The following is a 26,473-nucleotide window of genomic DNA, read 5'->3' as shown; positions in this document are numbered from 1 at the left end:
CCTGGGGCGGGCTGTTCGTGTCACCCCGGAGTCGTAGTCTGGGGTTCCCACCGCTCGAGTGGCCGCCCCGCTCGAGCGGCCGCCGCCTCGCGCCGGAGTCCCGGGCCGAGGTGTGTCCGCATTCGCTTCACTCCGCTGCGAGGTAGCTCCATGAGCAAGGCCGGTCCCCTGCGCGGACTGCTCGACAACGTGCTGCGCGATCCCGCCCTGCGGCGCCTCATCGACGCCGCGGACAACCCGCGCCTGGTCGTGGAGGGCCCGGCCGCCGCGCGCCCGCTGACCGCCGCCGCGCTCGCCGCCGGGGCCGACCGACCGGTGCTGCTGGTCACCGCCACCGGCCGGGAGGCCGAGGAGTCCGCCGCCGCGATCGCCGACCTGCTCGGGCCCGACGGCGTCGAGGTCTTCCCGTCCTGGGAGACGCTGCCGCACGAGCGCCTGTCGCCGCGCGCCGACACCGTCGGCCGCAGGCTGTCGGTGCTGCGCAGGCTCGCTCACCCCGAGGAACACCCGTGCGGGCAGATCCGGGTGCTGGTCACCACGGTCCGCAGCCTCATCCAGCCGATCGCGCCCGGCCTCGGCGAACTCGCGCCGGTGCGGCTGTCGGTGGGCGTCGAGGTCGACTTCCAGGAGACCGTCGAGCGGCTGGCCGGGCTGGCCTACGACCGGGTCGACATGGTCGAGAAGCGCGGCGAGTTCGCCGTGCGCGGCGGCATCGTCGACGTCTTCCCGCCCACCGAGGAGCACCCGCTGCGGGTCGAGTTCTGGGGCGACGAGGTCACCGAGATCCGCCCGTTCTCCGTCGCCGACCAGCGCTCCCTGCCCGAGGCCCCGGACACCGACCTGATCGCGCCCGCCTGCCGCGAGCTGCTCATCACCGAGCAGGTCGCCGAGCGCGCGGGCAAGCTCGCCGAGCAGCACCAGGCCGACGCGAACCTGGCCGAGATGCTCGGCAAGATCGCCGGTGGCGCCCCGGTCGAGGGCATGGAGGCCCTCATCCCGGCGCTGTGCGAGGGCGAGATGCAGCTGCTCAGCGACCTCGTCCCGGCCGGGACGCACGTGATCCCGGCCGACCCGGAGAAGATCCACGCCCGCGCCGCCGACCTGGTGCGCACCGGGCAGGAGTTCCTCGAAGCGTCCTGGATGGTCGCCGCCGACGGCGGCAAGGCCCCGATCGACCTGGGCGCCTCGGCATACCGGGGTCTCGCCGAGGTCGCCGAGCACACCCGCTCGCTGGGCCTGCCGTGGTGGCCGCTGACCCAGCTGACCAGCGAGGAAGGCGAGGACGACGAGGTCGTCCGGCTGAGCCTCAAGCAGCCCGACGCCTACCGGGGCGAGATCGAACGCGCTTACGCCGACCTGCGCGCGCACACAGCCTCGGGCGGTGCCGCCGTGCTGGTGGTGGCCGGTGCCGGGACCGCGCAGCGCGCCGTGCAGCAGCTGCGCGAGGCCGAGCTTCCCGCCTCGCTGGCCGAGGACGGGCTCGCCGAGGAACCCGCCTCCGGCGTGGTCACCGTGGTGCGCGGCGGCCTGGAGGACGGGTTCGCCGCGCCGGAGATCGCGCTGGTGGTGCTCACCGAGGCCGACCTGACCGGTGGGCGCGGCGGGACCTCCACCAAGGACATGCGGCGGATGCCGTCGCGGCGCCGCAACGCCGTGGACCCGCTGGCGCTCAAGACCGGCGACTTCGTGGTGCACGACCAGCACGGCATCGGCAAGTACGTCGAGATGGTGCAGCGCACCGTCGGCGGCGCGACCCGCGAGTACCTGGTGCTGGAGTACGCCTCCAGCAAGCGCGGCCAGCCGGGTGACCGGCTGTTCGTGCCCACCGACCAGCTCGACGAGGTCACCCGCTACGTGGGCGGCGAGACGCCGACGCTGAACAAGCTCGGCGGCTCGGACTGGAAGAACACCAAGGCCAAGGCGCGCAAGGCGGTCAAGGAGATCGCCGCCGAGCTCGTGCAGCTCTACGCCGCCCGCCAGTCCTCGCCAGGGCACGCCTTCGGCGGCGACACCCCGTGGCAGCGCGAGCTGGAGGACGCCTTCCCCTACACCGAGACCGGTGACCAGCTCGCCGCGATCGACGAGGTCAAGGGCGACATGCAGCGCTCGGTCCCGATGGACCGGGTGATCTGCGGCGACGTCGGCTACGGCAAGACCGAGATCGCGGTGCGCGCGGCGTTCAAGGCCGTGCAGGACGGCAAGCAGGTCGCCGTGCTGGTGCCCACGACGCTGCTCGCGCAGCAGCACCTCAACACCTTCGCCGACCGGATGCGCTCGTTCCCGGTGACCATCAAGGGCCTGTCCCGGTTCACCGACCCGATGGAGTCCGACCAGACGATCAAGGGCCTGGCCGACGGCGAGGTCGACATCGTCATCGGCACGCACCGGCTGCTGCAGACCGGCGTCCGCTACAAGGACCTCGGGCTGGTGATCGTCGACGAGGAGCAGCGCTTCGGCGTCGAGCACAAGGAGCACATCAAGGCGCTGCGCACGCACGTAGACGTGCTGACCATGTCGGCCACGCCGATCCCGCGGACGCTGGAGATGAGCATGGCCGGCATCCGCGAGATGTCGACGATCCTGACCCCGCCGGAGGAGCGGCACCCGGTGCTGACCTACGTCGGCGCCTACGACCCGAAGCAGGTGGGCGCGGCGATCCGCCGCGAGCTGCTGCGCGACGGGCAGGTGTTCTTCGTGCACAACCGGGTCAGCGACATCGAGAAGGCGGCCCGCCAGCTGCGCGAGCTCGTGCCGGAGGCGCGGATCGTCACCGCGCACGGGCAGATGAACGAGGAGCGGCTGGAGAAGATCATCCAGGGCTTCTGGGAGCGCGAGCACGACGTGCTGGTGTGCACCACGATCATCGAGACGGGCCTGGACATCTCCAACGCCAACACGCTGATCGTGGACCGCTCCGACATGCTCGGCCTCGCCCAGCTGCACCAGCTGCGCGGGCGCGTCGGCCGGGCGCGCGAGCGCGGCTACGCGTACTTCCTGTACCCGCCGGAGAAGCCGCTGACCGACACCGCGCACGACCGGCTCGCCACCATCGCCCAGAACTCCGAGCTGGGCGCCGGCATGGCGGTGGCGATGAAGGACCTGGAGATCCGGGGCGCGGGCAACATCCTGGGCGCCGAGCAGTCCGGGCACATCGCGGGCGTCGGCTTCGACCTGTACGTGCGGCTGGTGGGGGAGGCCGTGGACGCCTTCCGCAGGCACGCCGGTGCCGAGCCCGCCGAGGGCGAGGAGGAGCTCACCGACGTCCGGGTGGATCTGCCGATCGACGCGCACATCCCGCACGACTACGTGCCCGGCGAGCGGCTGCGCCTGGAGGCCTACCGGAAGCTGGCCGCCGCGGCCGGCACCGACGACCTGGAGGCGGTGCGGGCCGAGCTCACCGACCGCTACGGCCCGCTGCCGGAACCGGTGGAGCGGCTGCTCAAGGTGGCCCGGTTCCGGCAGATCTGCCGCGAGCACGGGGTTCGCGAGGTGACGCTGCAGGGCTCGTCGCTGCGGTTCGCGCCGCTGGAACTGCCGGATTCCAAGCAGGTCCGCCTCAAGCGGCTCCACCCGAAGGCGGTCTACAAGCCCGCTCTGCGCACGATCTCGCTGCCCCGCCCCACGGAGGGAGCGGCGGGTGGCCGCATGGGAGCCCCGCAACTCCGCGACGAAGCCCTGCTGGAGTGGTGCACGACGTTCCTGGAGACCCTCACCAGCAACCCCGTGCCCGCCTGACGCCGGAAAGCGACCGAGCCTTCCGAGCCTGGAATCAGTCGTCGTGGCGAGATGTCGACTTCGGACTGTGTTGAGGCTTCATCTCTGGGTGATGACGTGAGAGGGTGCCCGCGTGACGATCTCGCTGCGCCGTGGCCGCTTGTTCGCGTCTCTCGCCGTTGCCGGTGTGCTGCTGTCGGGTTGCGGGTCCGGGCCTGGTCAGGCGGGTGCGGCCGCGATCGTCGGTGACCAGCGGATCCCGGTGTCCGAGGTGCAGTCCTGGTTCTCCGAGGTGCTGGCCAAGGAACCGGAGCTGAAGCCGCAGCTGCGCCGGCAGGGCCAGTACGACGAGCTCGGCCGGACCCTGGCCGGGCAGCTGGTGCGCAAGGAGCTCGTCGCGCAGGCCGCGCGCCAGGACGGGTTGACGGTGTCGGAGCAGCAGGTCACCGACATGATCAACCAGTGGGGCGGGCCGCAGGCGACCCGGGGCAAGATCTTCACGCCGGAGAACCTGCACGACATGGCGCGCAGCGAGGCGCTGGTGACCGAGCTGGGGCGCCGCTACTTCGACGGCCTGGCCGTCACCTTCGACTTCACCCAGGCCACGACCCGCGCCGACGCCGAGCGCAAGGCTCAGCAGATGTCCCGGGGCGACGCCGCGGTGCGCGACCTGATCGCCGCCGACGCCGGCGCCGGTGTTCCCGCGGCGGCCGGGCAGCGGCTGCGGGCGGTGGACAGCCCGAAGCTCGCCGCCTCGACGCCGCTGTTCGGCGCCGAACCGGGCACGGTGCTGGCCTTCGAACCGGAACCGAACTCGGGCCAGTGGCTGGTCGCGCTCATCCGCGAGCGCGAGGCGAAGCCGTCACCGAACCCGACGAGCGCCGTCGACGACCAGACGTTGCAGGGAGTGGGCAGCTTCCTGCTGGGCGCCACCGCCGACCGCGTCGGCGTCGAGCTCAGCCCCCGCTACGGCGTCTGGGACCAGATCGGCCTCCAGGCCGCCCCTAACGAGGACGAGACCACGGGCTTCCGCATCGACCCCGAGGACAAGTCCTCCTGATCCCCGAACCCTGGGTCGGCGACGTTTTCATGAAAACTTCCCTCCTCACCAGGCCCCCGTGACGACACGGTTTTCATGAAAACTTCCGTCCCCCCGTGCGTGGGGACGTCGGTTCCCGGGTGTGTTGGTGGGGAGGTTTTCATGAAAACTTCGGTCCCCTCGGGACCCGTGGGGTGGGGAGGTTTTCATGAGAACTTCGTGTGGTGCACGTCGCTGAACCTCGGTGGTCCCCGGTTGGGACAATCGAGGTATGAGCGAGCTCCGGGTGGCCGAAGGTACCGCGATCGTCCTCGTCGACGACCGACTCGACGAAGCGCTGCCCGCAGCCGCGTTGCCGCTGCTCCGCGAGGCCGCTGAGGTCTTCGCCGACGCGGGTCTGTCGGCTGCGGCCAAGGCCGCGCTGGGGGTGCCCGAGGCGCCGGAGGACCTCGTCGCGCGCGCCGCTGGGACGCCGGTCGTGCTCATCACCGGCGAGATCGGCCCCGATGCCGAAACCCTGCGCGCCGCCGGTGCTCTCGTGGTCGGCGCGCCCGCGCCGGACGGCGTCGAGCTGCTGGACGCGGTCACCGTCATGGACCGGCTGCGCTCGCCCGGCGGCTGCCCGTGGGACGCCGAGCAGGACCACGACTCGCTGCGCCAGTACCTCGTCGAGGAGGCCTACGAGCTGCTCGACGCCATCGCCGAGAAGGACCGCGCAGCGCTGCGCGAGGAGCTCGGCGACGTGCTGCTGCAGGTCCTGTTCCACGCGCGCGTCGCCGCCGAGGACCCCGACGACCCGTTCGGCATCGACGCCGTCGCGGCGGGGCTGGTGAGCAAGCTCGTCAGCAGGCACCCGCACGTCTTCGCCGACGACACCACCGTGCTCGACACCGAGACCCAGCACGCGCGCTGGGAGGAGCTCAAGCAGCAGGAGAAGCAGCGCGAGTCCATCGTGGACGGTGTCGCGCTGGGGCAGCCCGCGGTGGCGCTGGCCGCCAAGATCACCCAGCGCGCCGCCCGCGCCGGAATCCCGCTGGAGGCCATGCCTTCCGGCAGCGACACCGGGTCCGCCCTGTTCGCGCTGACCGCGCGCGGCAAGCTCGACGGGACCGACCCCGAGGACGCGCTGCGCTCGGTGTCCCTGGAGTTCGCCGCGCGCATCCGCGCCGCCGAGCGCCGCGCCCGCGAGACCGGTCGCGCCGAGCTCACCGCGACGGACTGGAACGAGCTGCTGAGCGGATCCGATGCCTGACCGCCGGCTGGTGGCGGTCCCGCTGCTGTTAGCGCTGGCCGCCTGCTCACCCGCGCCCTCGACGACGTTCGAGCTCCCGTCGGCGTCCGCGCCGCCGGACCCGGGCATCGACCCGCCGCCGGTCCAGCTCCTCGCCGACGGCGCCCGGACCCCCGACCGGCCCCAGGCGCAGCTGACCGACTGGTCGGAGCGGATGTCCGACGAGCTCAACATCCCGCGCGCCGCGCTGCAGGCCTACGGCTACGCGCAGGTGGCGCTGGGCGCCGAGTCCGCCGAGTGCGGGATGAGCTGGACGGTGCTGGCGGGCATCGGCGCGGTGGAGTCCAGCCACGGCAGGCACGGCGGTTCCCGGCTCGACGAGACCGGCAGGCCCACGCCCCGGATCATCGGACTGCCGCTGGACGGCGGTGAGGGCGTCAAGCAGATCCACGACACCGACGGCGGTGTCCTCGACGGCGACCCGGTGTGGGACAGGGCGGTCGGGCCGCTGCAGTTCATCCCGTCCACCTGGCGCGAGTACGAGAGCGACGCCGACGGCGACGGCGTCGCCGACCCGCAGGACATCGACGACGCCGCGCTGACCGCCGGGCGCTACCTGTGCGCGGTCGGGCACGACATGCGCGACGGCGACCGGTTCTGGTCGGCGCTGCTGGACTACAACCAGTCCCGCAGCTACGGCCAGGAGGTCCTCGACTACGCCGACCACTACGGCAGGACCAGCCGGTCACTCCCGGCCGAGGGCTGATTCCGGAGGGTGGTCGGTGCCCTGAAGTGCTGGAACCCGCGGCTACCTGCAAGTAGCCTGTGCGGGTGATCAGGATCTCGCCAACGGTGCTCGCGGCCCTCGGACGCCTCGCGCTGGTCGTGTCGCTGCTGGCCGCGATGGTCGTCGGCGTCGCCCTGGTCCACCTCCTCGGCACGCCGGAGAAGGCTCCGGTCGCCGCGCCGCCGCGCCCCGAGGACCCCAAGCCCGCGCAGGTCGCGCCCGGCTCGATCGCGCCGCCGGTGCAGGCCCCGCAGGTGGAGCCGCAACCCCAGCCGCAGCCCGGCGTCGACCCGGTGCGCGAGTGGGCGAACCAGGTCTCCGCCGTGGTCGACATCCCGGCCCGCGCCGTCGTCTCCTACGTCAACGCCGACCTGGCGCTGCGCCAGCACCAGCCGAACTGCCGGATCTCCTGGACCACGCTCGCCGGCATCGGCCGCATCGAGTCCAACCACGGCCGCTTCGGCGACCGGCAGCTGCGCGAGGACGCCCGGCCGTCGACGCCGATCATCGGCATCAAGCTCGACGGCGGCCCCAACGTCCGGCTCATCCCGGACAGCGACGGGGGCGCCCTCGACGGCGACGTCGAGCACGACCGCGCCGTCGGGCCGATGCAGTTCATCCCCACGACCTGGAACAAGTGGGCCACCGACGGCAGCGGCGACGGCCGCGGCGATCCGCAGAACCTCGACGACGCGGCCGTCTCCGCCGGGCGCTACCTGTGCGCCGGCGGCCGCGACATGTCCACCGGCTCCGGCTGGTGGCAGGGCGTCATGTCCTACAACAACTCCGTCGAATACGCCCAGAAGGTCTTCGGCCTGGCCGAGACCTACGCAGCAGCAGGCAACCAGCGCCGCTGACCTCCTCGACCCCCGCTCCGCACCGGGCGACCGGATTACGGCAGTGATCCGTCCCCCGATTACGGCCGTTTTCGGTCACCTGATCACGGCGGTACTCCGCGTAGGACACGGATTACGGCGGTTTTCCGGGCCCGGATTACGGCAGTGATCCGGGTGGGGACGGATTACCGCCGTAATCGGGTCACGGATTACCGCCGTAATCGGGTCACCCCGCGGGAGCGCGCGGGTTCAGGAGGAGCGGACGGCGATGTGGGCGTTGATCTCGCCCAGGGCCTCCTGGTAGGCCGGGTCCGGGTACATGGTGGCGGCGAGGCGGATCTGGGCGCGGGCTTCGGTGAGGCGGCCCTGGCGCTGCAGGGTGCGGCCCAGGACGAGACGCGCGTAGTGGTCCGAGGGATCGAACTCCAGGACGCGCAGGAACGCGCGCTCGGCCCGGCGCAGCTGCGCCGAGAAGAAGTACGCCCGGCCCAGCGCCAGCTGCACGCTGGGCTTGTCGGGGTCGGCTTCGACAACGGGTTCGAGGACTTTGAGGGCTTCCAGCGGGCGGCGTTGCGCGAGCAGGTCCTCCGCTCGCCGGAACGCTTCGACGGTGCCTTCTGTCGTCATGGCGCGGACAACGTTAATCCGCGATCGGCTGTTCCGAGACGTCCGACCGGATGGTCTTCCGGTGACGCGGAGGTGTCGCGGACCCGACGCGGGAGAGGAGATCGAGCGGCGCAGATCACCGCATCGCGAGTCTGCGGCGAGCGCGGTATCGGCCCGGTTAGGCTCGTAGTCGGTTGTCGGGGCGGACGGCCGGAGCGCGGCGTGCGGGAACGTCGTGGCGGTTGCTCCCGTCCTATGGATCCAAGCTGGTTAGGAGCACACGTGGCGATCATCGAACAGGTCGGCGCCCGCGAGATCCTCGATTCGCGCGGTAACCCCACCGTCGAGGTCGAAGTGGCATTGGAGGACGGCACGCTCAGCCGCGCGGCGGTCCCCTCGGGCGCCTCGACCGGCGAGCACGAGGCCGTCGAGTTGCGCGACGGTGACGCCGGCCGCTACGGCGGCAAGGGCGTGGAGAACGCCGTCTCGGCCGTGCTGGACGAGATCGGCCCCGAGCTGACCGGCCTGGACGCCACCGAGCAGCGCGTGGTCGACCAGAAGCTGGTGGACCTCGACGGCACCCCGGACAAGTCGCGGCTCGGCGCCAACGCGATCCTCGGCGTCTCGCTCGCGGTCGCCAAGGCCGCCGCGGAGGCCTCCGAGCTGGAGCTGTTCCGCTACATCGGCGGCCCGAACGCGCACGTGCTGCCGGTGCCGATGATGAACATCCTCAACGGCGGCGCGCACGCCGACACCGGGGTGGACATCCAGGAGTTCATGATCGCGCCGATCGGCGCGGACACCTTCGCCGACGCGCTGCGCTGGGGTGCTGAGACCTACCACGCGCTGAAGTCGGTCCTGAAGTCCAAGGGTCTGGCCACCGGCCTGGGCGACGAGGGCGGCTTCGCCCCCGACCTGCCCAACAACCGCGAGGCGCTGGACCTGATCGCCTCGGCGATCGACAAGGCCGGTTACAAGCTGGGCCGCGACATCGTGCTGGCCCTCGACGTGGCCGCCACCGAGTTCTTCGAGGCGGGCACCTACAACTTCGAGGGCAGCAAGCGCACCGCCGACCAGATGGCGGAGTACTACCAGGAGCTCGTCTCCGCGTACCCGCTGGTGTCCATCGAGGACCCGCTGGGCGAGGACGACTGGGACGGCTGGGCCAAGCTGACCAAGCAGATCGGCGACAAGGTGCAGCTGGTCGGCGACGACCTGTTCGTCACCAACCCGGAGCGCCTGGAGGACGGCATCAACAAGGGTGCCGCGAACGCGCTGCTGGTCAAGGTCAACCAGATCGGCACGCTGTCGGAGACCCTGGACGCGGTCAGCCTGGCGACCTCGTGCGGCTACAAGTCCATGATGAGCCACCGCTCCGGCGAGACCGAGGACACCACGATCGCCGACCTGGCGGTGGCCACCGGCTGCGGCCAGATCAAGACGGGTGCCCCGGCGCGCAGCGAGCGGGTCGCGAAGTACAACCAGCTGCTGCGCATCGAAGAGGGCCTCGGCGACGCCGCCCGCTACGCGGGTGACCTGGCGTTCCCGCGGTTCAACGCGGAGAGCTGAGTCGTGCCGGCCGGGCGCGCATCCGATTCGCAGGGGCGCGGCGAGCGGAAGGTTCCGCCGTCGCGCCGACCGGTGCGCGCCCGCCGGGATTCGGCCCAGGTGAAGCAAGGCCAGCGCAAGCCCGCGGGCAAGCCGGGCGCCCCGAAGCGGCGTCCGGCGAGGCCCAGGTCCAGCACTGGCGGCGCGTTCCAGCTCTCCTCGACGCGTCGCGCGGCGGTGCTGGCGCTGCTGGTGTGCGTGATGGCGCTGAGCGTGGCGGTGCCGCTGCGCACCTACCTCAGCCAGCGCGACGAGCTCGCCGCGCAGGAGACGCAGCGCGCCGAGCTGGAGGTCCAGGTCCGCCAGCTGGAGCAGCGCAAGCAGGAGCTCTCCGACCCGGAGCAGGTCGAGGCCGAAGCGCGGGCGCGCCTCGGCTACGTCCGCCCGGGCGAGACGCCCTACATCGTGGAGGTCCCGCAGGCCCCGGCCCCGCCGCCTCCGCGGGCACCCGGTGACGACGGTGTGCCGTGGTACGAGGAGATGTGGAACTCGGTGTTGGGGAAGGAATCGTGAAGGTGGACACGTCGTTGGTCAGCGAGGCCGACCGGGAGTGCGTCCGGCGTCAGCTCGGGCGGCCGCCCCGGGGGCTGCACGCGATCGCGGCGCGCGACGCCTCCGGTGAGCCGACGGTGGTGCAGACCTGGCCGCGGCTGGAGGACGGCACCCCGTTCCCGACGCTGTACTACTTGACGGCCCCGGACCTCACCGCCCACGCCTCGACGTTCGAGGCGGAGGGGCTGATGAAGGAGATGCAGGACCGGCTGGCCGCCGACGAGGAGCTGGCCGAGGTGTACCGGCGCGCCCACGAGTCCTACCTCGCGGAGCGCGACGCCCTGGAGTCGCTGGGCACCGACGTCAGCGCGGGCGGCATGCCGGACCGCGTGAAGTGCCTGCACGTGCACATCGCGCACGCCCTGGCCAAGGGGCCCGGGGTGAACCCGTTCGGCGACGAGGCCGTCGACCTCATCGCCGAGCGCTGGCCGGAGCACCGCTACCTCCTCGGCCGCTGAGAACTCATCGGCGAAGTTTTCATGAAAACTTCGCCGACTCAGGGTCACCGCCCCCACCGGATCCGTGGTCGGTGACGGGGAGGTTTTCATGAAAACCTCCCCGACCCACGAAACGGTCCCCGACTGCGAAGACCGAGGTCATCGGTGGTGTCTTGGTGTGCGGACGGGGAAGTTTTCATGAAAACTTCCCCACCACTGGGGAGTGGTGTCTCGTCGTGGGGGTGGGGACGTTTTCATGAGAACTTCGTCCCTCAGCGACCGGGCGCGATGCGGTCGACGAGGGTCTTGGGGCTCGGGACCGGGGTCGCGCCGAAGGTGCGGCCGGGGTCGCCGAGGCGGGTGGCGATGAACGCGTCCGACACCGATGCGGGCGCGAAGCGCTGGAGCAGTGCCGCCTGCAGGGTCAGGGCCAGGGACTCCGCCAGCGCCCTCGCGCGTTCCGGCCGGGGGTCGGCGAGTTCCGCCCGGACCCGGCGGACGGCTCCGTCGTAGATCGCGTTGTCGCCGCCGGCCGCGTCGAGCTCGGCGAGCATCGCGTCTCGGCTGCTCGGCTGCTTGGCCAGGGCTCGCAGCAGGTCGAGGGCCGTGACGTTGCCCGAGCCCTCCCAGATCGACATCAGCGGCGCCTCGCGGTAGAGCCGCGGCATGCCGGACTCCTCGACGTAGCCGTTGCCGCCCAGGCACTCCAGCGCCTCGGCCACCACGTACGGCGCGCGCTTGCAGACGAAGAACTTCGTCGCGGGCAGCGCCAGCCGCAGCAGGTCCTGCTCCTGCTGCTCCACCGCGGCGGCCAGCCGCATCGCCAGCGTGGTCGCCGCCTCGGACTCCAGCGCGAGATCGGCGACGACCTGCTGCATCAGCGGTTGGTCGGCCAGCCGCGCGCCGAACGCGCTGCGCCGCTGCACGTGGTGGGCGGCTTCGGACAGCGCGATGCGGACGTTGGCCGCCGCGCCCAGCACGCAGTCGAGCCTGGTCATCGACACCATCTCGATGATGCAGCGGACCCCGCGCCCCTCCTCGCCGACGAGGTGCCCGATGGCCCCGGTGTACTCGATCTCCGACGACGCGTTTGACTTGTTGCCCAGCTTGTCCTTGAGCCGCTGCAGCCGGATCTCGTTGCGGCTGCCGTCGGGCAGCACGCGCGGCACCAGGAAGCAGCTCAGCCCGTTCGCCGTCTGGGCCAGGGTGAGGAACAGGTCGTTCATCGGCGCCGAGGTGAACCACTTGTGCCCGACGAGCCGGTAGGTCCCGTCGGCCAGCGGCTCGGCGGTGGTGGTGTTGGCGCGGACGTCGGAGCCGCCCTGCTTCTCGGTCATCGACATGCCCGCGAGCAGCGCCGACTTCTCCTGCGGCGGGCGCAGCCCGAACTCGTAGCCGGGCGCGGTCAGCTTCGGCTCGTACTCGGCGGCCAGCTCGGGAGACCAGCGCAGCGCGGGCACCGAGGAGTAGGTCATCGAGATCGGGCAGCCGTGCCCGGCCTCGGCCTGCGACCACAGGTAGAACCCGGCGGCCCGGCGCAGGTGCGCGCCCGGCCCGTGCGTCCACGGCGCGGCGTGCAGGCCGTGCGCGGTGGCCCGTTCCATCAGCCGGTGCCACGACGGGTGGTACTCGACCTCGTCGATGCGGTTGCCGTAGCGGTCGTGGGTGCGCAGCTGCGGCGGGTTCTCGTCGGCGAGCCTGCCGTGCTCGCGGATCTCGGCCGAACCGGCTTCCAGCGCGAGCGGGGTGAGGTCGCCGACGGCGTAGCGGGTCAGCGCCGAACCCAGCGCGGGGTCGCAGGCGAGCGGGTCGAACCCGGACAGCGGAGCGGACTGGTTGGCGACCTGGTGAGTGCTGAACACGCGCAGCTCGTCGGTGAGCGTCATGCCCCGGAGCCTAGGCGCGAACCGACGTCGAGTTGAACCGCTCGGCCGGATCCGGGAGCGGGGACGTTTCCGCGAAACGCCCCACCGACCGCGAGGCTCGGTCGGGTGAACCGGGTCGTTCGCCGCTCGGCGTACGTTCCGCGGGTGGTGTATCCAGGGATTCGGCTCTGGCGGACTGGCCTCGGACTCGGGTGTGGGGGTTGCACGGGTGGCGAACCGCAAGAACAAGATCCGGCGGAAGGCGAAGACGAGCGCGGTAGTCGGCAACCGGGCTCGGAGGTGGCTGGCGGCGACCGCGATGGCACCGGTCCTGGCGCTGCCCGCGGCCCTGGTCAGCGCTTCCGCGCTGCCGACCGGGACGGATCAGCACGCGCCGGACCTCAAGCAGCTGGGCGTGAGCGGGAACCTGCCGCAGGCGCCGACGCTGAGCCCCCGCCTGCTCGACGAGGCCGCCGACCCGGCGCAGCTGGCCGCCGTGCCGCAGGCCGCGCCCCGGGTGGAGCTGCCGGCCGGCGAACTCGGCATCCCCGAACCCGTGCTCGCGGCCTACATGCAGGCGGCCCGCTCAGTGGAGCAGACGCACGCGTGCGGGATGCACTGGTCGGTGCTGGCCTCGATCGGCCGCATCGAGTCCGGGCACGCCCGCGACGGCGCCATCGACGTCAACGGCACGACCACGCACGCGATCCTCGGCCCGAGGTTGTCGGGCGGCCCGAACGTCGCGGCGATCCCGGACACCGACGCCGGTCGCTTCGACGGCGACCCGTTGTGGGACCGGGCCGTGGGGCCGATGCAGTTCATCCCCTCGACCTGGCGCAAGTTCGCGACCGACGGCAACGAGGACGGCGTCGAGAGCCCGCACAACCTGCCCGACGCGGCGGCCGCGGCCGGCACCTACCTCTGCAGCGGTGGCGGTGACCTCAACGATCCGCGCGAGCTGGCCGCCGCGGTGTTCCGCTACAACCACTCCGAGAGCTACGTCCGCACGGTCATGGTCTGGGCCGACGCCTACCGCCGCGGCGTCACCCCGACCCCGGCCGAGCTCTCCCCGGCCACCGGCGACGTGCTGGCGGGGGAGCGGGTGCGCGCCGAGCAGGACGCGCTGGCCATGCCCGCGCCCGAGCCGCTGATCGTCCCCGAGATCGAACCGGTCCCGCCGGTGGAGGACCCGCAGCCGCTCGCGCTCCCACCGGTCGCGCCCGCGCCGGAGCCGGGCCCGCCGTTCCCGGAACAACCGGCCCCGGAGTCGGGCCCGTCCGAGCCGCCGCTGGTGGCGCCCGTCGAGCCCGCGCCGCCGCAGCTCCCGGGCGACGAGCCGGAGACCAAGCCCGCGCCCACCCCGACGATGCCGCCGAGCTCGGGGACGCCGGAGCCGTCGACGCGGCCGAGCACGTCCCAGCCGCCGACCTCCTCGGAAACTCCCAGTTCCGAGCCGGTTCCCGGTCTCTCGCTGTCGTGGGAGACCTCCAGCTCCGAGACCCCGGAGCAGTGCGATCCGGCGGTGCTCGACCGCGGCGAGTTCTCGCTGCTCGAACCGCAGCCGGGCGAGGACCTGGAGCCCGGCGAGACGCCTCCGCTGCTGGCTCAGCCTGGCAGCAAGGTGTTCACCGACCCCGGCGGCGTCGTCACGCCCTGCACCGTCCCGGAGGACTACCAGCCGACCCAGTGACCCGTCGACCCAGTGACCAGCCGGACCCCGGCGCTTCCTCCGGGGCGGCCCGGTGCCGATAGCGTGGGGGAGCGGCCGGAAACGCCGGTGCGCAGCTGGTCGAGGAGGGTGCGATGGCACGGGTTGCGGCGATCGACTGCGGGACGAACTCGATTCGTCTGCTGATCGCGGACGTCACGGTCCACGACGACGGGCGCAAGGACCTGCGCGACATCTACCGCACGATGCGCATCGTGCGGCTCGGCCAGGGCGTGGACGCGACCGGGCGGCTGGCGCCGGAGGCCATCGAGCGCACCCGGGAGGCGCTGGTCGACTACGCGGCGATGGCCGCGCGCAAGGGCGTCGAGCGGGTCAGGATGGTGGCGACCTCGGCGACCCGCGACGCGGAGAACCGCGAGGACTTCTTCTCGATGGTCCGCGAGACGCTGGGCGTCGACGCCGAGGTGATCACCGGTGACGAGGAGGCGCGGCTGTCGTTCGTGGGCGCCGTCGGCGACCTCGACCCGCTGGACGGCCCGTTCGTGGTCACCGACGTCGGGGGCGGCTCGACCGAGGTCGTGGTGGGCACCTGGGACGGCGCGAACGCCGACATCACCGCCGCCCACTCCGCCGACATCGGCTGCGTCCGGCTGACCGAGCGGTGCCTGCACGACGACCCGCCGACCGACGAAGAAGTCCTCGAAGCGGAGAAAGTCGCACGTCAGATCCTCGACGAGGCATTCGAGCGGGTCGACGTCAGCGAGGCCAGGACGTGGGTCGGGGTCGCGGGAACGGTCACCACGCTGTCGGCCATCGCGCAGGATTTGCCGGAATACGACCCCCAGGCCATTCACCTTTCCCATATTTCCCAGAATAGGGTCGAACAAATCGCCGAACGCCTTCTTTCTTCCACGCACGAAGAGCGCTCGAAGATCGGTTCGATGCACCCGGGTCGGGTGGACGTCATCGGGGGCGGTGCGCTGGTGGTCAAGGTTCTGGCGGAGGAGTTTTCCGAGCGCAGCGGTATCTCGTCGATGACGGCCAGCGAGCACGACATCCTCGACGGCATTGCCCTGTCCATCAGCTAGTTCCCAGATCGTGGACGGTTGGTTTCAATTGCAAAGAATGGGAACTCAGTATCGATTCAGAAAGTGACGGCTTTGTGACACTGCATTGCCGCCGCCCGGTTCTCACTTATGTTTACGCACGTCTGACGCGACGGTGAAGAACCGTCGTGCGTGATGACCCCGGAAAACAAACCTGGGGCGCGCGTGGAAGCGGGAGGACCTACATGCGAAAGGGACGTTTGGCCGCAATGGTCGCGGCCCCGCTGGCGGTGGCATTGCTCGCCACCGGCTGCGGTGGCGGCGGCAGCGGCTCGGGAGAGGACGGCATCATCACCCTGGACTGGGGCGAGCCGGAGAACCCTCTTGTCCCGGCCAACACCACCGAGGAAAACGGTGGTTTCATCGTGAGCTCCATGTTCACGGGTCTGGTGAAGTACCGCGCGAGCGACCTCAAGGTCGAGAACGCGGTCGCCGACAAGATCGAGACCACCGACAACCAGAACTTCACGATCAAGCTCAAGCCGGGCTGGACGTTCCACGACGGGACGCCGGTCAAGGCGAAGAACTTCGTGGACGCCTGGAACTACTCCGCCTACGGTCCCAACGGTTTCCAGGGCGCGAGCTTCTTCGAGCAGATCGACGGCTACGACCAGCTGCAGTCCGAGGACCCGGACGGCGACGAGGGCCCGGCACAGGCCCCGACCCCGCCGGCCAAGGAGATGTCCGGTCTCAAGGTCGTCGACGACACCACGTTCACCGTGAAGCTGAAGGCGCCGTTCACGATCTTCCCGGTCGTGCTGGGCTACTCCGCCTACATGCCGCTGCCCGACGCGTTCTTCGCCGACCCCAAGGGTTTCGAGCAGCACCCGATCGGCAACGGTCCGTTCAAGTTCCAGGACCGCCAGCCGAACGTCGAGCTGAACCTGACCGCCTACGACCAGTACGCCGGCGCTGACAAGCCGCAGATCAAGGGCGCCAAGTTCAAGGTCTACGACAACCTCGACACCGCCTACCAGGACCTGGCCTCGGGCAACCTGGACTTCCTGCGGGCCGTTCCGGTCTCGGCGCTGGTCGGTGACAAGTGGAAGCAGGACCTCGGCGAGCGCGCGAAGCAGAAGCCGGGCCTGCTCACCCAGAACCTGGGCTTCCCGATCTACGACGAGAAGTTCAAGAACCCGCTGGTCCGCAAGGCGATCTCGATGTCGATCGACCGCAAGACGATCACCCAGCAGGTGTTCTCCGGCGGTCGTGACCCGGCGGACGGCTTCGCCACCGCGGCCGTGGACGGCTATCGCCCCGGACAGTGCGGTGAGGCCTGCGAGTTCAACCCGGAGAAGGCCAAGCAGTACCTGGCCCAGGCCGGCGGTTTCCAGGGCACCCTGACCCTGGAGACCAACGCCGACGGCGGGCACGACGAGTGGGTGCAGGCAGTGGCCGCGAGCATCCAGCAGAACCTGGGCATCCCGACCCAGTTCGTGCCGGTGCCGACCTTCGGCGAGTTCCGCCAGAAGGCCAACGCGTTCCAGTTCGACGGCCTGTTCCGGACCGGGTGGAAGGCCGACTACCCGAACCTGGAGACGTTCCTGACGCAGCTGTACCGCACGGACGCGTCCTCGAACGACTACAAGTACTCCAACCCGGCGTTCGACGCCGCGCTGGACAAGGCGAACGCGGCTCCCACGATGGAGGCCGCCACCGCCGCTTACGCCGACGCGGAGAAGCTGCTGGGAGAGGACCTGCCGGTCATCCCGCTGTGGACCCAGCCGGTGCAGTACGGCTTCTCGGAGCGAGTCGCCGCAGGTGAGGTCAAGGCATACCGTGAGCTCGATCTGACCACGGTCCGCCTGAACCCGTAAAACCGAGTGCGCGCCCGGCCCACCGCAACCCGGTGGGCCGGGTCCCGCGCTGCTGTTGATGGAGGAGGCCCGGATGGGTCGCTACGTGTTGCGGCGCCTGCTGCAACTGATCCCGGTCTTCATCGGGACGACTTTTATCATCTACGCGCTGGTGTGGGCGATTCCCGGAGACCCGTTCGCGGGCAAGTGCGGCGACCGCGGCTGTCCTCCCGCCTACATCGCGGAGATGAACCAGAAGTACAACCTGGACGATCCGCTCATCATCCAGTACGTCAAGTACCTGGGGAAGCTGCTGACGGGTGATTTCGGGGAGACCTACTCCGGAGTCGCGATCTCCTCGCTGCTCGAACAGGCCTATCCGATCACCGTGCGGCTCGCCATCGTCGCCCTGATCATCGAGGGCGTCATCGGTCTGGCCGCCGGTGTTCTGACCGGCCTGCGCGGGCGCGGCTTCCTGGACAACCTGGTGCTGGTGTCCACGCTGTTCCTGATCGCGCTGCCGGTGTTCGTCACCGGTTTCGTGCTGCAGATCGTGCTCGGTTCCGAGCTCGGCATCATCAGGACCACGGTCTCCTCCGATCCTTCGATCGGCGAACTCATCGTTCCCGGGTTCGTCCTCGGATCCCTGTCGATGGCCTACGTGTCCAGGCTGACGCGGACCAGCATGATGGAGAACAAGCGCGCCGACTTCGTGCGCACCGCCGTCGCCAAGGGCCTCGCGCCCCGCCGCGTCGTCGGGGTGCACATGCTGCGCAACTCCATGATCCCGGTGGTCACGTTCCTGGGCACCGACCTGGGCGCGCTGATGGCCGGTGCGATCGTCACCGAAGGCGTGTTCAACATCCGAGGAATCGGTGGTCTCGTCTTCAAGGGGATCACCACTCAGGAAGGCACCACCGTGACGGGGATCGTCACCGTGCTGGTGCTGGTCTACCTGCTGATGAACCTGCTGGTGGACGTTCTCTACGCGGTGCTCGACCCGAGGATCCGATATGACTGACCGAACCCCCACCACCCTCGCGGCCGCCGACGCGGCGGCCGCGCACACCGAAGCGGGCGCCTCCGAGGAGGCGAAGAACGAGAAGCCCCGGGGGCTCTGGAGCGACGCCTGGCGCGATCTGCGCCGACGGCCGCTGTTCCTGATCGCCTCGGCGATGATCGTGGTGCTGCTGATCATCGCCGCGTTCCCGCAGCTGTTCACGAGCGTGGACCCGAACTTCCAGGACCTGACCAAGGCCCGCGACACCCCGTCGGCGGACGCCTGGTTCGGCTACGACAACCTCGGCCGGGACCTCTACGCCCGCGCCATCGTCGGCGCCCGCGCGTCGATCCTGGTGGGCCTGGCAGCGACGTTGCTGACGGTGCTGCTCGGCGGCGTCATCGGCATCATCTCCGGCTACTTCGGCGGCATCGTGGACACGCTGATCTCGCGGTTCTCCGAGATCTTCATGGGACTGCCGTTCGTGCTCGGCGCGATCGTCATCCTGACCACGATGAACGCCGAGGTGAAGGTCCCCAGCGGAACCCGGATCGTCACCCAGGTGGTGCTCACCATCGGCGTGCTGTCGTGGCCGGTGTCGATGCGCATCATGCGGTCGGCGACGATCGCGGCCAAGCAGCAGGACTACGTCAAGGCCGCCCGCGCGCTGGGGGCGAGCTCCGGCCGGATCATCTTCCGGCACGTGCTGCCCAACACCCTCGCGCCGGTCATGGTCTACGCGACCATCGCGCTCGGCGGGTTCATCGGTGCCGAGGCGACGCTGTCGTTCCTGGGCATCGGCCTGCGCGAGCCGGTCGTGTCGTGGGGCGTGATGATCGCCGACTCGCGCAACTACATCCAGTCGGCGCCGCACCTGCTGTTCTTCCCGGCCGGTTTCCTGGTGCTCACGGTCCTGGCGTTCGTGATGCTCGGTGACGCCGTCCGCGACGCGCTCGACCCGAAGCAGAAGTAGGAGTGACCGCTGTGTCCGCACACGAACACGAGACCTCGGCGGAACGTCTGCTGGAGGTCGAGGACCTGCACGTCGAGTTCCGCACCCGGGACGGCGTCGCGAAGGTCCTCAACGGCGTGAACTACCACGTCGACGCCGGCGAAACCCTCGCCGTGCTGGGCGAATCCGGTTCCGGCAAGAGCGTCACCGCGCAGACGGTGATGGGCATCCTGGACATCCCGCCGGGCGCGATCACCGGGGGTTCGATCCGCTACCGCGGCGAGGACCTGCTCACCGCCACCGAGGAGCGCAGGCGCGAGCTGCGCGGCGACTCGATGGCGATGATCTTCCAGGACGCCCTGTCGGCGCTGAACCCGGTCTACACGGTCGGTTTCCAGATCGCCGAGCAGCTGCGGACCCGCCGCGGCATGTCCCGCAAGGACGCCACGAACAAGGCCGTCGAGCTGCTGGACCAGGTGAAGATCCCGAACGCCAAGCAGCGCGTGAAGGAGTACCCGCACCAGTTCTCCGGCGGCATGCGGCAGCGCGCGATGATCGCCATGTCGCTGGCCCTGGACCCGACGCTGCTCATCGCCGATGAGCCGACCACGGCCCTCGACGTCACCGTGCAGGCCCAGATCATGGACCTGCTCGACGAGCTGCGCCGCGAGCGCGGCATGGGCCTGATCCTCATCACCCACGACCTGGGCGTCGTCGCCGAGGTCGCGGACCGGATCGTGGTGATGTACGCGGGGCGGATCGTCGAGTCCGCCGACGCGTACTCGCTGTACAAGGCCCCGGGCCACCCCTACACCGACGGCCTGATGCGATCGATCCCGCGACTGGACCTCAAGGGCCAGGAACTGGAGACGATCAAGGGCCTGCCGCCGAACCTGATGGCGGTGCCGCCGGGATGCCCGTTCCACCCGCGCTGCGCGCGGGCGGAGGACAAGTGCCGCACGGAGGTGCCGACCGACCACAACCTCGGGCTGGGCCGGGTCAGCGCCTGCCACTTCGCGGAGGAGATGATGAGCCGTGGCTGAGCCGATCCTCCAGGTCAACGACCTGGTCAAGCACTTCCCGGTGCGCGCGGGCATCCCGCGCCGCACCGTCGGGCACGTGCGGGCGGTCGACGGCGTGTCGTTCGACCTGAACAAGGGCGAAACCCTCGGTGTCGTCGGCGAATCCGGTTGCGGGAAGTCCACGCTGGCGCAGGTGCTGATGCGGCTGGAGAACCCGACCAGCGGCACCGCGACGTTCGAGGGGCGCGACATCTTCAAGATGCGCGGCTCCGAGCTGCGCAAGCTGCGCCGGGACATGCAGATCGTGCTGCAGGACCCCTACACCTCGCTGAACCCGCGGCGCACCGTCGGCGACATCGTCGGCGAGCCCTTCGAGATCCACCCCGAGGTGGCGCCGAAGGGGGAGCGGCGGCGCAAGGTGCAGGAGCTGCTGGAGGTCGTGGGCCTCAACCCCGAGCACGTCCACCGCTACCCGCACCAGTTCTCGGGCGGTCAGCGGCAGCGCATCGGCATCGCCCGCGCGCTGGCGCTCAAGCCGAAGGTGATCGTCTGCGACGAGCCGGTGTCGGCGCTGGACGTGTCGATCCAGGCGCAGGTGATGAACCTGCTGGGCGACCTGCAGGACGAGTTCGGGCTGTCGTACGTGTTCATCGCCCACGACCTGGGCGTGGTCCGGCACCTGTCGGACCGGGTCGCGGTCATGTACCTCGGCAAGATCGCCGAGGTCGGGACCGAGGACGAGATCTACGAGCACCCGCAGCACCCGTACACCCAGGCCCTGCTGTCGGCGGTCCCGGTGCCGGACCCGACCCTGCGCGGCAAGCGCGAGGTCATCCGCCTCACCGGCGACGTCCCGAGCCCGGCCAACCCGCCGTCGGGCTGCCGATTCCGCACCCGCTGCTGGAAGGCCCAGGACATCTGCGCCGAGAAGGCACCGGAGCTGGAGATCCGCACGGGAACCCACCCGGCGGCCTGCCACTTCGCGGAGGAGCACCCCCACGTCGTGGCGTGATGCGACGAGATGCGGGCGCCCCCACCGGTTCTCCGGAGGGGGCGCCCGCGTCGTGTCAGCTCTGGTTCTGGTTCTCGGGGTGGCTGAGCAGGAAGACCTTGGGCGCGACCCGTTGCATCTCGCCGCCGCGGGCGACGACCAGGCCCGCCGCGAAGTCGACGAGCTGCGTCGCCTCGGACCCCGGAACGCCGGTGAGGTCCATCAGCACGGCGTTGCCCTGCCGGTAGTAGTCGCCCACGTAGTAGACGTCCTGGTAGTTCTGCGGGTGCAGCGTCTTGACCACCCGATCAGTGTCACCCACCGACCGGCCCTGTCAATCGCAAGCGACGGCCGTGCCGCGCGATTTTTCCGCGTCAGCGCCCACTGACGAAGTTCGCGAGGTCCTCTGACTGCTGGATCCGGGACGGCTCGTGGACGTACATCATGTGGCCCGCCGGGTAGTAGCGGACGTCGATGTTGTCCCGCAGCTCGTCCGGGACGGGCAGCCGGGCCAGGACGTGCTCGGCCGCGAAGTACGGCGTGGCACCGTCGGTGTAGCCGCAGCCCACGTGCACCCGCAGGTGCGGGTTGGCCTGCATGGCCGCGCCCAGCTTGTCCACGACGGACACCGCCGCGCCCTCGAACTCCTTGTACGACCAGGGCTGGACCCGGCCGGTCAGGGTCTCGTAGGGCAGGTCGCTGCGGTAGTCGAGCTCCTCGCGCAGGTAGTGGTTGATCGCCGCCGAGTAGGCGCCGCGGATGCCGGAGATGCTCGGGTCGTCGGTGAAGCGCTCCACCGCCGCGTCCGGTTCCCAGCCGGTGAACCGGCCGTCCATCCGGCCGACGGTCCTGCGCTCGTCGCGCAGCAGCTCGGTGAAGAACCGGATGTGCTCGATGCGCAGGTTGACGCGGTCCACGTAGTCCTCGGACAGCCCGGACAGCTCGGCGAGCCTGCGCACCACGTCGGCCCGCTCCTCGGGCGTGAGCCGCGCGCCCCGGGCCAGCGCCCACGGGTAGTCCTCGGCGGCGAACTTCTCGGCCTCGTCGAGGACCTCGCGCAGCGGCCGGTCGCCGTGCTTGCCGTGGTGGTGGGCGATGGCGGCGTAGGTCGGCAGGTACAGCGAGTACGGCAGGTCGTTGCCCTCGGTGAACCGGATCGTGCCCATGTCCAGCACGGATGAGATCAGCAGCAGCCCGTTCGGGTACAGCCCGTGCCGCGACTGCAGGTGGTCGGCCAGGGCGGCGGCGCGCAGCGTCCCGTAGGACTCGCCGGCGAGGTACTTCGGCGACATCCACCGGCTGTTGCGGGTGGTCCACAGCCGGATGACCTCGGCGATCGACTCGATGTCGCCCTGGAAACCGTGGAAGTCACCGGGGTTTCCGCCCTCGACGGCCCGCGAGTAGCCGGTGGAGACGGGGTCGATGAACACCAGATCGCTGTGCTTGAGAAGCGTCTCGGGGTTGTCGGCCAGCCCGTACGGCGGGGGCGCGAGGTCGTCGGCGTCGCCGGAGATCACCCGGCGCGGGCCGAGCACGCCGAGGTGCAGCCACACGCTCGCCGAGCCGGGGCCGCCGTTGAACGCGAAGGTCACCGGGCGGTTGGAATCCGGTGCGGCGTCGAGGACGTAGGAGGTCAGGAACACCTCGGCCTTGGGCTTGTGCCCGTCGAACCTGCCGTCGGCGTAGACCTCGTCGCGCAGCACCAGACGTCCCGTGGTGGCGGTGTAGGACAGCTCGGTGCCGTCCACGGTGATCGCGTGATGGGTGCTGACCAGGTCGTCCACCGGCTCGGCCGGGGTGGTTTCGTGCTTCGTCGCCTCGGCGGCCTTCTCCTCTGCCATGCCGCCCACAGTACGTGCCACCGGAGTCGTTTTCTGTCAGTTTTGGACCGTGGAAACGCCTTCGGAGTTGATCTCCTCACCGGCCGGATCGCCCGCTGAAGCGGCCCCGCGCGCCGCCGATCTGACCGAACTGGACGAGCTCGTCACCCGCTGCACGGCCTGCCCGCGGCTGGTCGCGTGGCGCGAGGAGGTCGCCCGCGTCAAGCGCGCCGCCTTCCGCGACGAGGAGTACTGGGGTCGGCCGATCCCGGGGTTCGGGCCGCACGACGCGCGGATCGCGATCGTCGGCCTGGCCCCGGCGGCCCACGGCGCGAACCGCACCGGGCGGATGTTCACCGGAGACCGCTCGGGCGACGTCCTGTTCCGAGCGCTGCACGAGGTCGGCCTGGCCTCCCAGCCCCACGCGGTCTCGCCGCACGACGGCCTGACCCTGCGCGACGTCCGGATCACCGCCCCCGTCCACTGCGCCCCACCGGCGAACAAGCCCACCCCGGCCGAACGCGACACCTGCCGCCCCTGGCTGGTCCGCGAACTGGATCTCCTCCGCCCGACGCTGCGCGTCGTGGTCGTCCTGGGCGCCTTCGGCTGGCAGGCCCTTCTCCCGGTCCTCGCCAACGCGGCCTGGCAGGTCCCGTGCCCGCGCCCGAAGTTCGGCCACCTCACCCACGCCGAACTCCCGGCCACCGACGACGGCCCGCCCCTCCACCTCCTCGGCTGCTACCACGTCAGCCAGCAGAACACCTTCACCGGAAAGCTCACCCCGGAGATGCTCCGCGAGGTCTTCAACCAGGCAAAACACCTGGCGGGAGTCCCGTGAGGCATCCGTCCCCGGGATCGCGGTGCGTCACCAGGGGACAGTTTTAATGAATACTGTCCGGACATTTCGGACATTGATCATGGGTGATTCGAGGAAGAACTGTCGACTTCCGCATCGAGTGGACACCAGTCGGCCCGGAGAACGCCGAGACCCCCGGCGATCGAGGTCGCCTGCCCGGTGAACTCCCCGGCCAGCAGCGGCATCGCCTCGCCGATGGCCTTCCGCGTCTCGGGCAGTTCGAGCGACGCCGCGTGGTGCTCCCGGCTCCGCCACACCTCGGTGACCCAGATGGTGTCGTCATCGGTCGCCGAGGTCGCCACCACGTACGACTCGCACCCGTGCTGCCGCAGGTTCTCCACCCCGCCCACCAGCAGCGCCACGACCTCGTCCCGCTTGCCGGGCTTCGCCTTCATCGAAGCGATGTAACCGAACATCATCGCGCTCCCGCCAGGGAGTAGGTCAGGGTGAGGTCGTAGCCGTCGTCGGAGTGGCCCGCGATGGTGATGTCGGCTTCGCCTCGGAGGGTTTCGAGGCCGCCCGTGCCCATGCCGGGGACGACCTGGAGGTGGGCCGTCACCGAGGCCTTGTCCTGGCTGCCCGAGTGCTGGAAGACGCAGGTGCCTTCGTGACCTGCGATGGAGCCTTCGAAGTGCTCGAAGCAGAGGACCGGTGCCGCGTCGGCCTTGTAGGCGATGAGGTAGGTCAGCGTGCTGGTGCCCTCGATCTCGCCGGTGTAGGTGTACCGGACGTCGGCGCGGGTGAGGCCGCGATTCGGGTAGTAGGCGTCGCCCGCCGTGGTGCCTTCGCCGTCGATGTCGGTGATCAGGTGTTCCGACCACGAGGTGACGCTGAAGCGGCCGGCTGCTTCGTGCTGGTAAATCATGCCCCCGAAGCTAGGTCGGCGATGAATCACCGGTCTTGAACAAACGCGACGGCCTAGGCTGAGCGCATGTCGAAGACCGGGCGGCCGGAGGCGATCGTGCGTCCGAAGGCGGGGGAGCGGGCGTTCGAGGTGGAACGCCTCGACCCGGACCCCGCGCTGGCCGAGTTCGTCGAGTACTACTGGCTGGTCCGCTGGAACGTCACCGAGCACCGCCAGCAGGTCGTGCCGCAGCCGCGGATCCACGTCGCCGCCGAGGACGGCAGGCTCCTCGTGCACGGCGTCTCGCGCGAACCGTTCTTCCGCACGCTGCGCGGCGTCGGCCACGTGCTCGGCGCCGCGTTCCACCCCGGCGGGTTCCGCGCGCTGCTGAAGACCGGGCTCGGGACGATCTCGGGCACCGTCCGACCGGCCGAGGACGTCCTCGGCCACGACGACCGCCCGGCCGCCGCGCAGATCCTGGCCACCAGCGATACCGCGCGGATCGTCCCTGTCTTCGATGCCTACCTGCTGGCCTGCGAACCCGAGCCGGACCCCGTGGGGCGCGAGGTGACCGCACTGGTCGACCAAGCCCAGCGGAGATCGGACATCGTCCGCGCCGAGCAGCTCGCCGAGCACGCCGGGGTGAGCCTGCGCAGCCTGCAGCGCCTCTTCGCCGAGTACGTCGGGGTCGGGCCGAAGTGGGTCGTCCAGCGATCCCGTCTCCTCGACGCCACGGCAGCGGCGCACTCCGGCGAACCGGTCGACTGGGCCGAGCTCGCCGCGAACCTCGGCTTCAGCGACCAGGCCCATCTGACCCGCGTCTTCACCCAGGTCGTCGGCACAGCCCCGGCCACCTACCGCCGAGACCCGGGCACAACCGGCTGAGCGGACGACCTCGGGGCGCTCCTGGGATGAGCTCGGCTCAGGAGCGCGGAGTCGTGGGCGTCGGGCGAGTCGCAAGGCCAGGTGCACCCGGGGCAGACCGACCTCTGTCTCGTAGAGGCACGCCTCCAGGATCGCCCGGAATTCGCCTCGTCCTTGGTGCGACCCGCCGCCGCGGCTGAGTGTCGGTGGGGGCTGGGAGGTTCTCCTGCATGGGTGATGTGAAGGCGGAGTTGCGGCGGTACTTGGTCGAGGGGCGGACGGCCGTGGTGTGGAAGGCCGAGGGGCTTTCCGAGTACGGGCTCCGGCGGCCGATGACGGGGACCGGGACGAACGTGCTCGGGGTGATCAAGCACCTGGCGACGATGGAGCTCGGGTACTTCGGGGAGGTCTTCGGGCGGCCCTCCGGGATCCCGACGCCGTGGATGGAGCCGGACGCCGAGTTCAACGCCGACCTGTGGGCGGCGGCGGACGAGTCGAGCGAGTGGGTGCTCGACCTCTACCGCCGGGCGTGCGCGCACGCGGACTCCACCGTCGAGGCGCTCGACCTCGACGCCGTCGGGTCGGTGCCGTGGTGGCCCAGCGGTGAGGTCACGCTGCACCGGATCCTCGTGCACATGATCGGTGAGACCGCCCGGCACGCCGGTCACCTCGACGTCGTGCGCGAGCTGATCGACGGGTCCGTCGGGCTCAGGGAACCCGGCGACAACATGACCGGCGACGACCAGGAGCAGTGGCGGGAGTACCGCGAGGGCCTGGAGCGGATCGCGCGCGAGGCCGACCGGTAGGCTTGATCAACACGGAGGATTTCCGCTGCGTTGCCGTTCTTTGACAAGTCGGACCAGGACACGGTCAACTTG

General features: G+C 70.6%; 24 protein-coding genes. 18 read left to right on the top strand and 6 right to left on the bottom strand.

Going from position 1 to position 26,473, the window contains the following annotated elements:
* Positions 1-150: 150 nt before the first annotated feature.
* From mfd to QFW96_RS24890, 5 genes are all read left to right on the top strand, one after another.
* The gene (gene mfd / locus QFW96_RS24910; RefSeq protein WP_281458151.1) at positions 151-3,735 is read left to right on the top strand and encodes a transcription-repair coupling factor; all 3,585 of its coding nucleotides are present in this window, start codon (positions 151-153) and stop codon (positions 3,733-3,735) included.
* A gap of 112 nt (positions 3,736-3,847) precedes the next feature.
* Positions 3,848-4,774 (top strand): SurA N-terminal domain-containing protein, encoded by a 927-nt coding sequence (locus QFW96_RS24905; RefSeq protein WP_281458150.1) that lies wholly within the window; start codon positions 3,848-3,850, stop codon positions 4,772-4,774.
* Between the two features lie 250 nt (positions 4,775-5,024).
* A complete protein-coding gene (locus tag QFW96_RS24900; RefSeq protein ID WP_281458149.1) occupies positions 5,025-6,005 on the top strand; it encodes a nucleoside triphosphate pyrophosphohydrolase in 981 nt (326 codons plus the stop codon).
* Positions 5,998-6,750, top strand: a complete 753-nt coding sequence (locus tag QFW96_RS24895; protein WP_281458148.1) for a lytic transglycosylase domain-containing protein — start codon at positions 5,998-6,000, stop codon at positions 6,748-6,750. Before QFW96_RS24900 ends, QFW96_RS24895 begins: the two co-directional genes overlap by 8 nt.
* Before the next feature lie 65 nt (positions 6,751-6,815).
* Positions 6,816-7,628 carry a lytic transglycosylase domain-containing protein gene (locus QFW96_RS24890; protein ID WP_281458147.1) on the top strand — a complete coding sequence of 271 codons (813 nt, stop codon included), beginning with the start codon at positions 6,816-6,818 and terminating at the stop codon, positions 7,626-7,628.
* Positions 7,629-7,856: 228 nt separating this feature from the next.
* On the opposite strand, the gene QFW96_RS24885 is transcribed toward QFW96_RS24890, so the two are convergent.
* A complete protein-coding gene (locus tag QFW96_RS24885; protein ID WP_281458146.1) occupies positions 7,857-8,234 on the bottom strand; it encodes a tetratricopeptide repeat protein in 378 nt (125 codons plus the stop codon).
* Between the two features lie 261 nt (positions 8,235-8,495).
* On the opposite strand from QFW96_RS24885, the gene eno reads away from it, so the two are divergent.
* The 3 genes from eno (at position 8,496) to QFW96_RS24870 (ending at position 10,831) form a co-directional block, all read left to right on the top strand.
* Positions 8,496-9,782: a phosphopyruvate hydratase gene (eno, locus tag QFW96_RS24880; protein ID WP_093415190.1), complete on the top strand. Its 1,287-nt coding sequence runs from the start codon at positions 8,496-8,498 to the stop codon at positions 9,780-9,782.
* Positions 9,783-9,881: 99 nt separating this feature from the next.
* Positions 9,882-10,334: an FtsB family cell division protein gene (locus QFW96_RS24875; protein ID WP_281458145.1), complete on the top strand. Its 453-nt coding sequence runs from the start codon at positions 9,882-9,884 to the stop codon at positions 10,332-10,334.
* Positions 10,328-10,831, top strand: a complete 504-nt coding sequence (locus QFW96_RS24870) for a DUF501 domain-containing protein (protein WP_425524792.1) — start codon at positions 10,328-10,330, stop codon at positions 10,829-10,831. The genes QFW96_RS24875 and QFW96_RS24870 overlap by 7 nt, the downstream gene beginning before the upstream one ends.
* Before the next feature lie 251 nt (positions 10,832-11,082).
* Here QFW96_RS24870 and QFW96_RS24865 read toward each other — a convergent pair whose 3' ends face one another.
* The gene (locus tag QFW96_RS24865; protein WP_425524790.1) at positions 11,083-12,696 is read right to left on the bottom strand and encodes an acyl-CoA dehydrogenase family protein; all 1,614 of its coding nucleotides are present in this window, start codon (positions 12,694-12,696) and stop codon (positions 11,083-11,085) included.
* A 208-nt stretch (positions 12,697-12,904) separates the two neighbouring features.
* On the opposite strand from QFW96_RS24865, the gene QFW96_RS24860 reads away from it, so the two are divergent.
* The 7 genes from QFW96_RS24860 (at position 12,905) to QFW96_RS24830 (ending at position 21,232) form a co-directional block, all read left to right on the top strand.
* A complete protein-coding gene (locus QFW96_RS24860; RefSeq protein WP_281458143.1) occupies positions 12,905-14,365 on the top strand; it encodes a lytic transglycosylase domain-containing protein in 1,461 nt (486 codons plus the stop codon).
* A gap of 113 nt (positions 14,366-14,478) precedes the next feature.
* Positions 14,479-15,432, top strand: a complete 954-nt coding sequence (locus tag QFW96_RS24855) for a Ppx/GppA phosphatase family protein (RefSeq protein ID WP_281458142.1) — start codon at positions 14,479-14,481, stop codon at positions 15,430-15,432.
* Between the two features lie 203 nt (positions 15,433-15,635).
* On the top strand, positions 15,636-17,267 hold the full coding sequence (locus QFW96_RS24850) for a peptide ABC transporter substrate-binding protein (protein WP_281458141.1): 1,632 nt from the start codon (positions 15,636-15,638) through the stop codon (positions 17,265-17,267).
* Positions 17,268-17,340: 73 nt separating this feature from the next.
* Entirely contained in the window at positions 17,341-18,267 is a 927-nt protein-coding gene (locus QFW96_RS24845; protein WP_281458140.1) for an ABC transporter permease, read from the top strand.
* Entirely contained in the window at positions 18,260-19,219 is a 960-nt protein-coding gene (locus QFW96_RS24840; protein WP_281458139.1) for an ABC transporter permease, read from the top strand. Before QFW96_RS24845 ends, QFW96_RS24840 begins: the two co-directional genes overlap by 8 nt.
* Before the next feature lie 11 nt (positions 19,220-19,230).
* Positions 19,231-20,241: an ABC transporter ATP-binding protein gene (locus tag QFW96_RS24835; RefSeq protein WP_281458138.1), complete on the top strand. Its 1,011-nt coding sequence runs from the start codon at positions 19,231-19,233 to the stop codon at positions 20,239-20,241.
* Entirely contained in the window at positions 20,234-21,232 is a 999-nt protein-coding gene (locus tag QFW96_RS24830; RefSeq protein WP_281458137.1) for an ABC transporter ATP-binding protein, read from the top strand. Before QFW96_RS24835 ends, QFW96_RS24830 begins: the two co-directional genes overlap by 8 nt.
* A 55-nt stretch (positions 21,233-21,287) precedes the next feature.
* Here QFW96_RS24830 and QFW96_RS24825 read toward each other — a convergent pair whose 3' ends face one another.
* Both QFW96_RS24825 and QFW96_RS24820 read right to left on the bottom strand, forming a co-directional pair.
* The gene (locus QFW96_RS24825) at positions 21,288-21,533 is read right to left on the bottom strand and encodes a cell division protein SepF (protein ID WP_281458136.1); all 246 of its coding nucleotides are present in this window, start codon (positions 21,531-21,533) and stop codon (positions 21,288-21,290) included.
* A 52-nt stretch (positions 21,534-21,585) separates the two neighbouring features.
* The gene (locus tag QFW96_RS24820; protein ID WP_281458135.1) at positions 21,586-23,052 is read right to left on the bottom strand and encodes a S10 family peptidase; all 1,467 of its coding nucleotides are present in this window, start codon (positions 23,050-23,052) and stop codon (positions 21,586-21,588) included.
* 70 nt (positions 23,053-23,122) lie between these two features.
* Between QFW96_RS24820 and QFW96_RS24815 the strand changes: the two genes are divergently transcribed.
* Positions 23,123-23,869 carry a uracil-DNA glycosylase gene (locus tag QFW96_RS24815; protein WP_281458203.1) on the top strand — a complete coding sequence of 249 codons (747 nt, stop codon included), beginning with the start codon at positions 23,123-23,125 and terminating at the stop codon, positions 23,867-23,869.
* A 77-nt stretch (positions 23,870-23,946) separates the two neighbouring features.
* Here the strand turns inward: QFW96_RS24815 and QFW96_RS24810 are convergent, their stop codons facing one another.
* Complete coding sequence (locus QFW96_RS24810; RefSeq protein ID WP_281458134.1) at positions 23,947-24,303, bottom strand: putative quinol monooxygenase; 357 nt, start codon at positions 24,301-24,303, stop codon at positions 23,947-23,949.
* Positions 24,303-24,752 (bottom strand): DUF3224 domain-containing protein, encoded by a 450-nt coding sequence (locus QFW96_RS24805; protein WP_281458133.1) that lies wholly within the window; start codon positions 24,750-24,752, stop codon positions 24,303-24,305. The genes QFW96_RS24810 and QFW96_RS24805 overlap by 1 nt, the downstream gene beginning before the upstream one ends.
* A 66-nt stretch (positions 24,753-24,818) precedes the next feature.
* Here QFW96_RS24805 and QFW96_RS24800 point away from each other — a divergent pair, with 66 nt between their 5' ends.
* Both QFW96_RS24800 and QFW96_RS24795 read left to right on the top strand, forming a co-directional pair.
* The gene (locus tag QFW96_RS24800; protein ID WP_281458132.1) at positions 24,819-25,616 is read left to right on the top strand and encodes an AraC family transcriptional regulator; all 798 of its coding nucleotides are present in this window, start codon (positions 24,819-24,821) and stop codon (positions 25,614-25,616) included.
* A 209-nt stretch (positions 25,617-25,825) separates the two neighbouring features.
* The gene (locus QFW96_RS24795; RefSeq protein ID WP_281458131.1) at positions 25,826-26,401 is read left to right on the top strand and encodes a DinB family protein; all 576 of its coding nucleotides are present in this window, start codon (positions 25,826-25,828) and stop codon (positions 26,399-26,401) included.
* The last annotated feature ends 72 nt before the right edge of the window (positions 26,402-26,473 follow it).

The sequence above is a fragment of the Saccharopolyspora ipomoeae genome, from assembly GCF_029952525.1.
Taxonomy (GTDB): Bacteria; Actinomycetota; Actinomycetes; order Mycobacteriales; family Pseudonocardiaceae; genus Saccharopolyspora; species Saccharopolyspora ipomoeae.
Note: the sequence above shows the minus strand (reverse complement) of the source record. Positions and strands in the feature narration are given on the sequence as shown.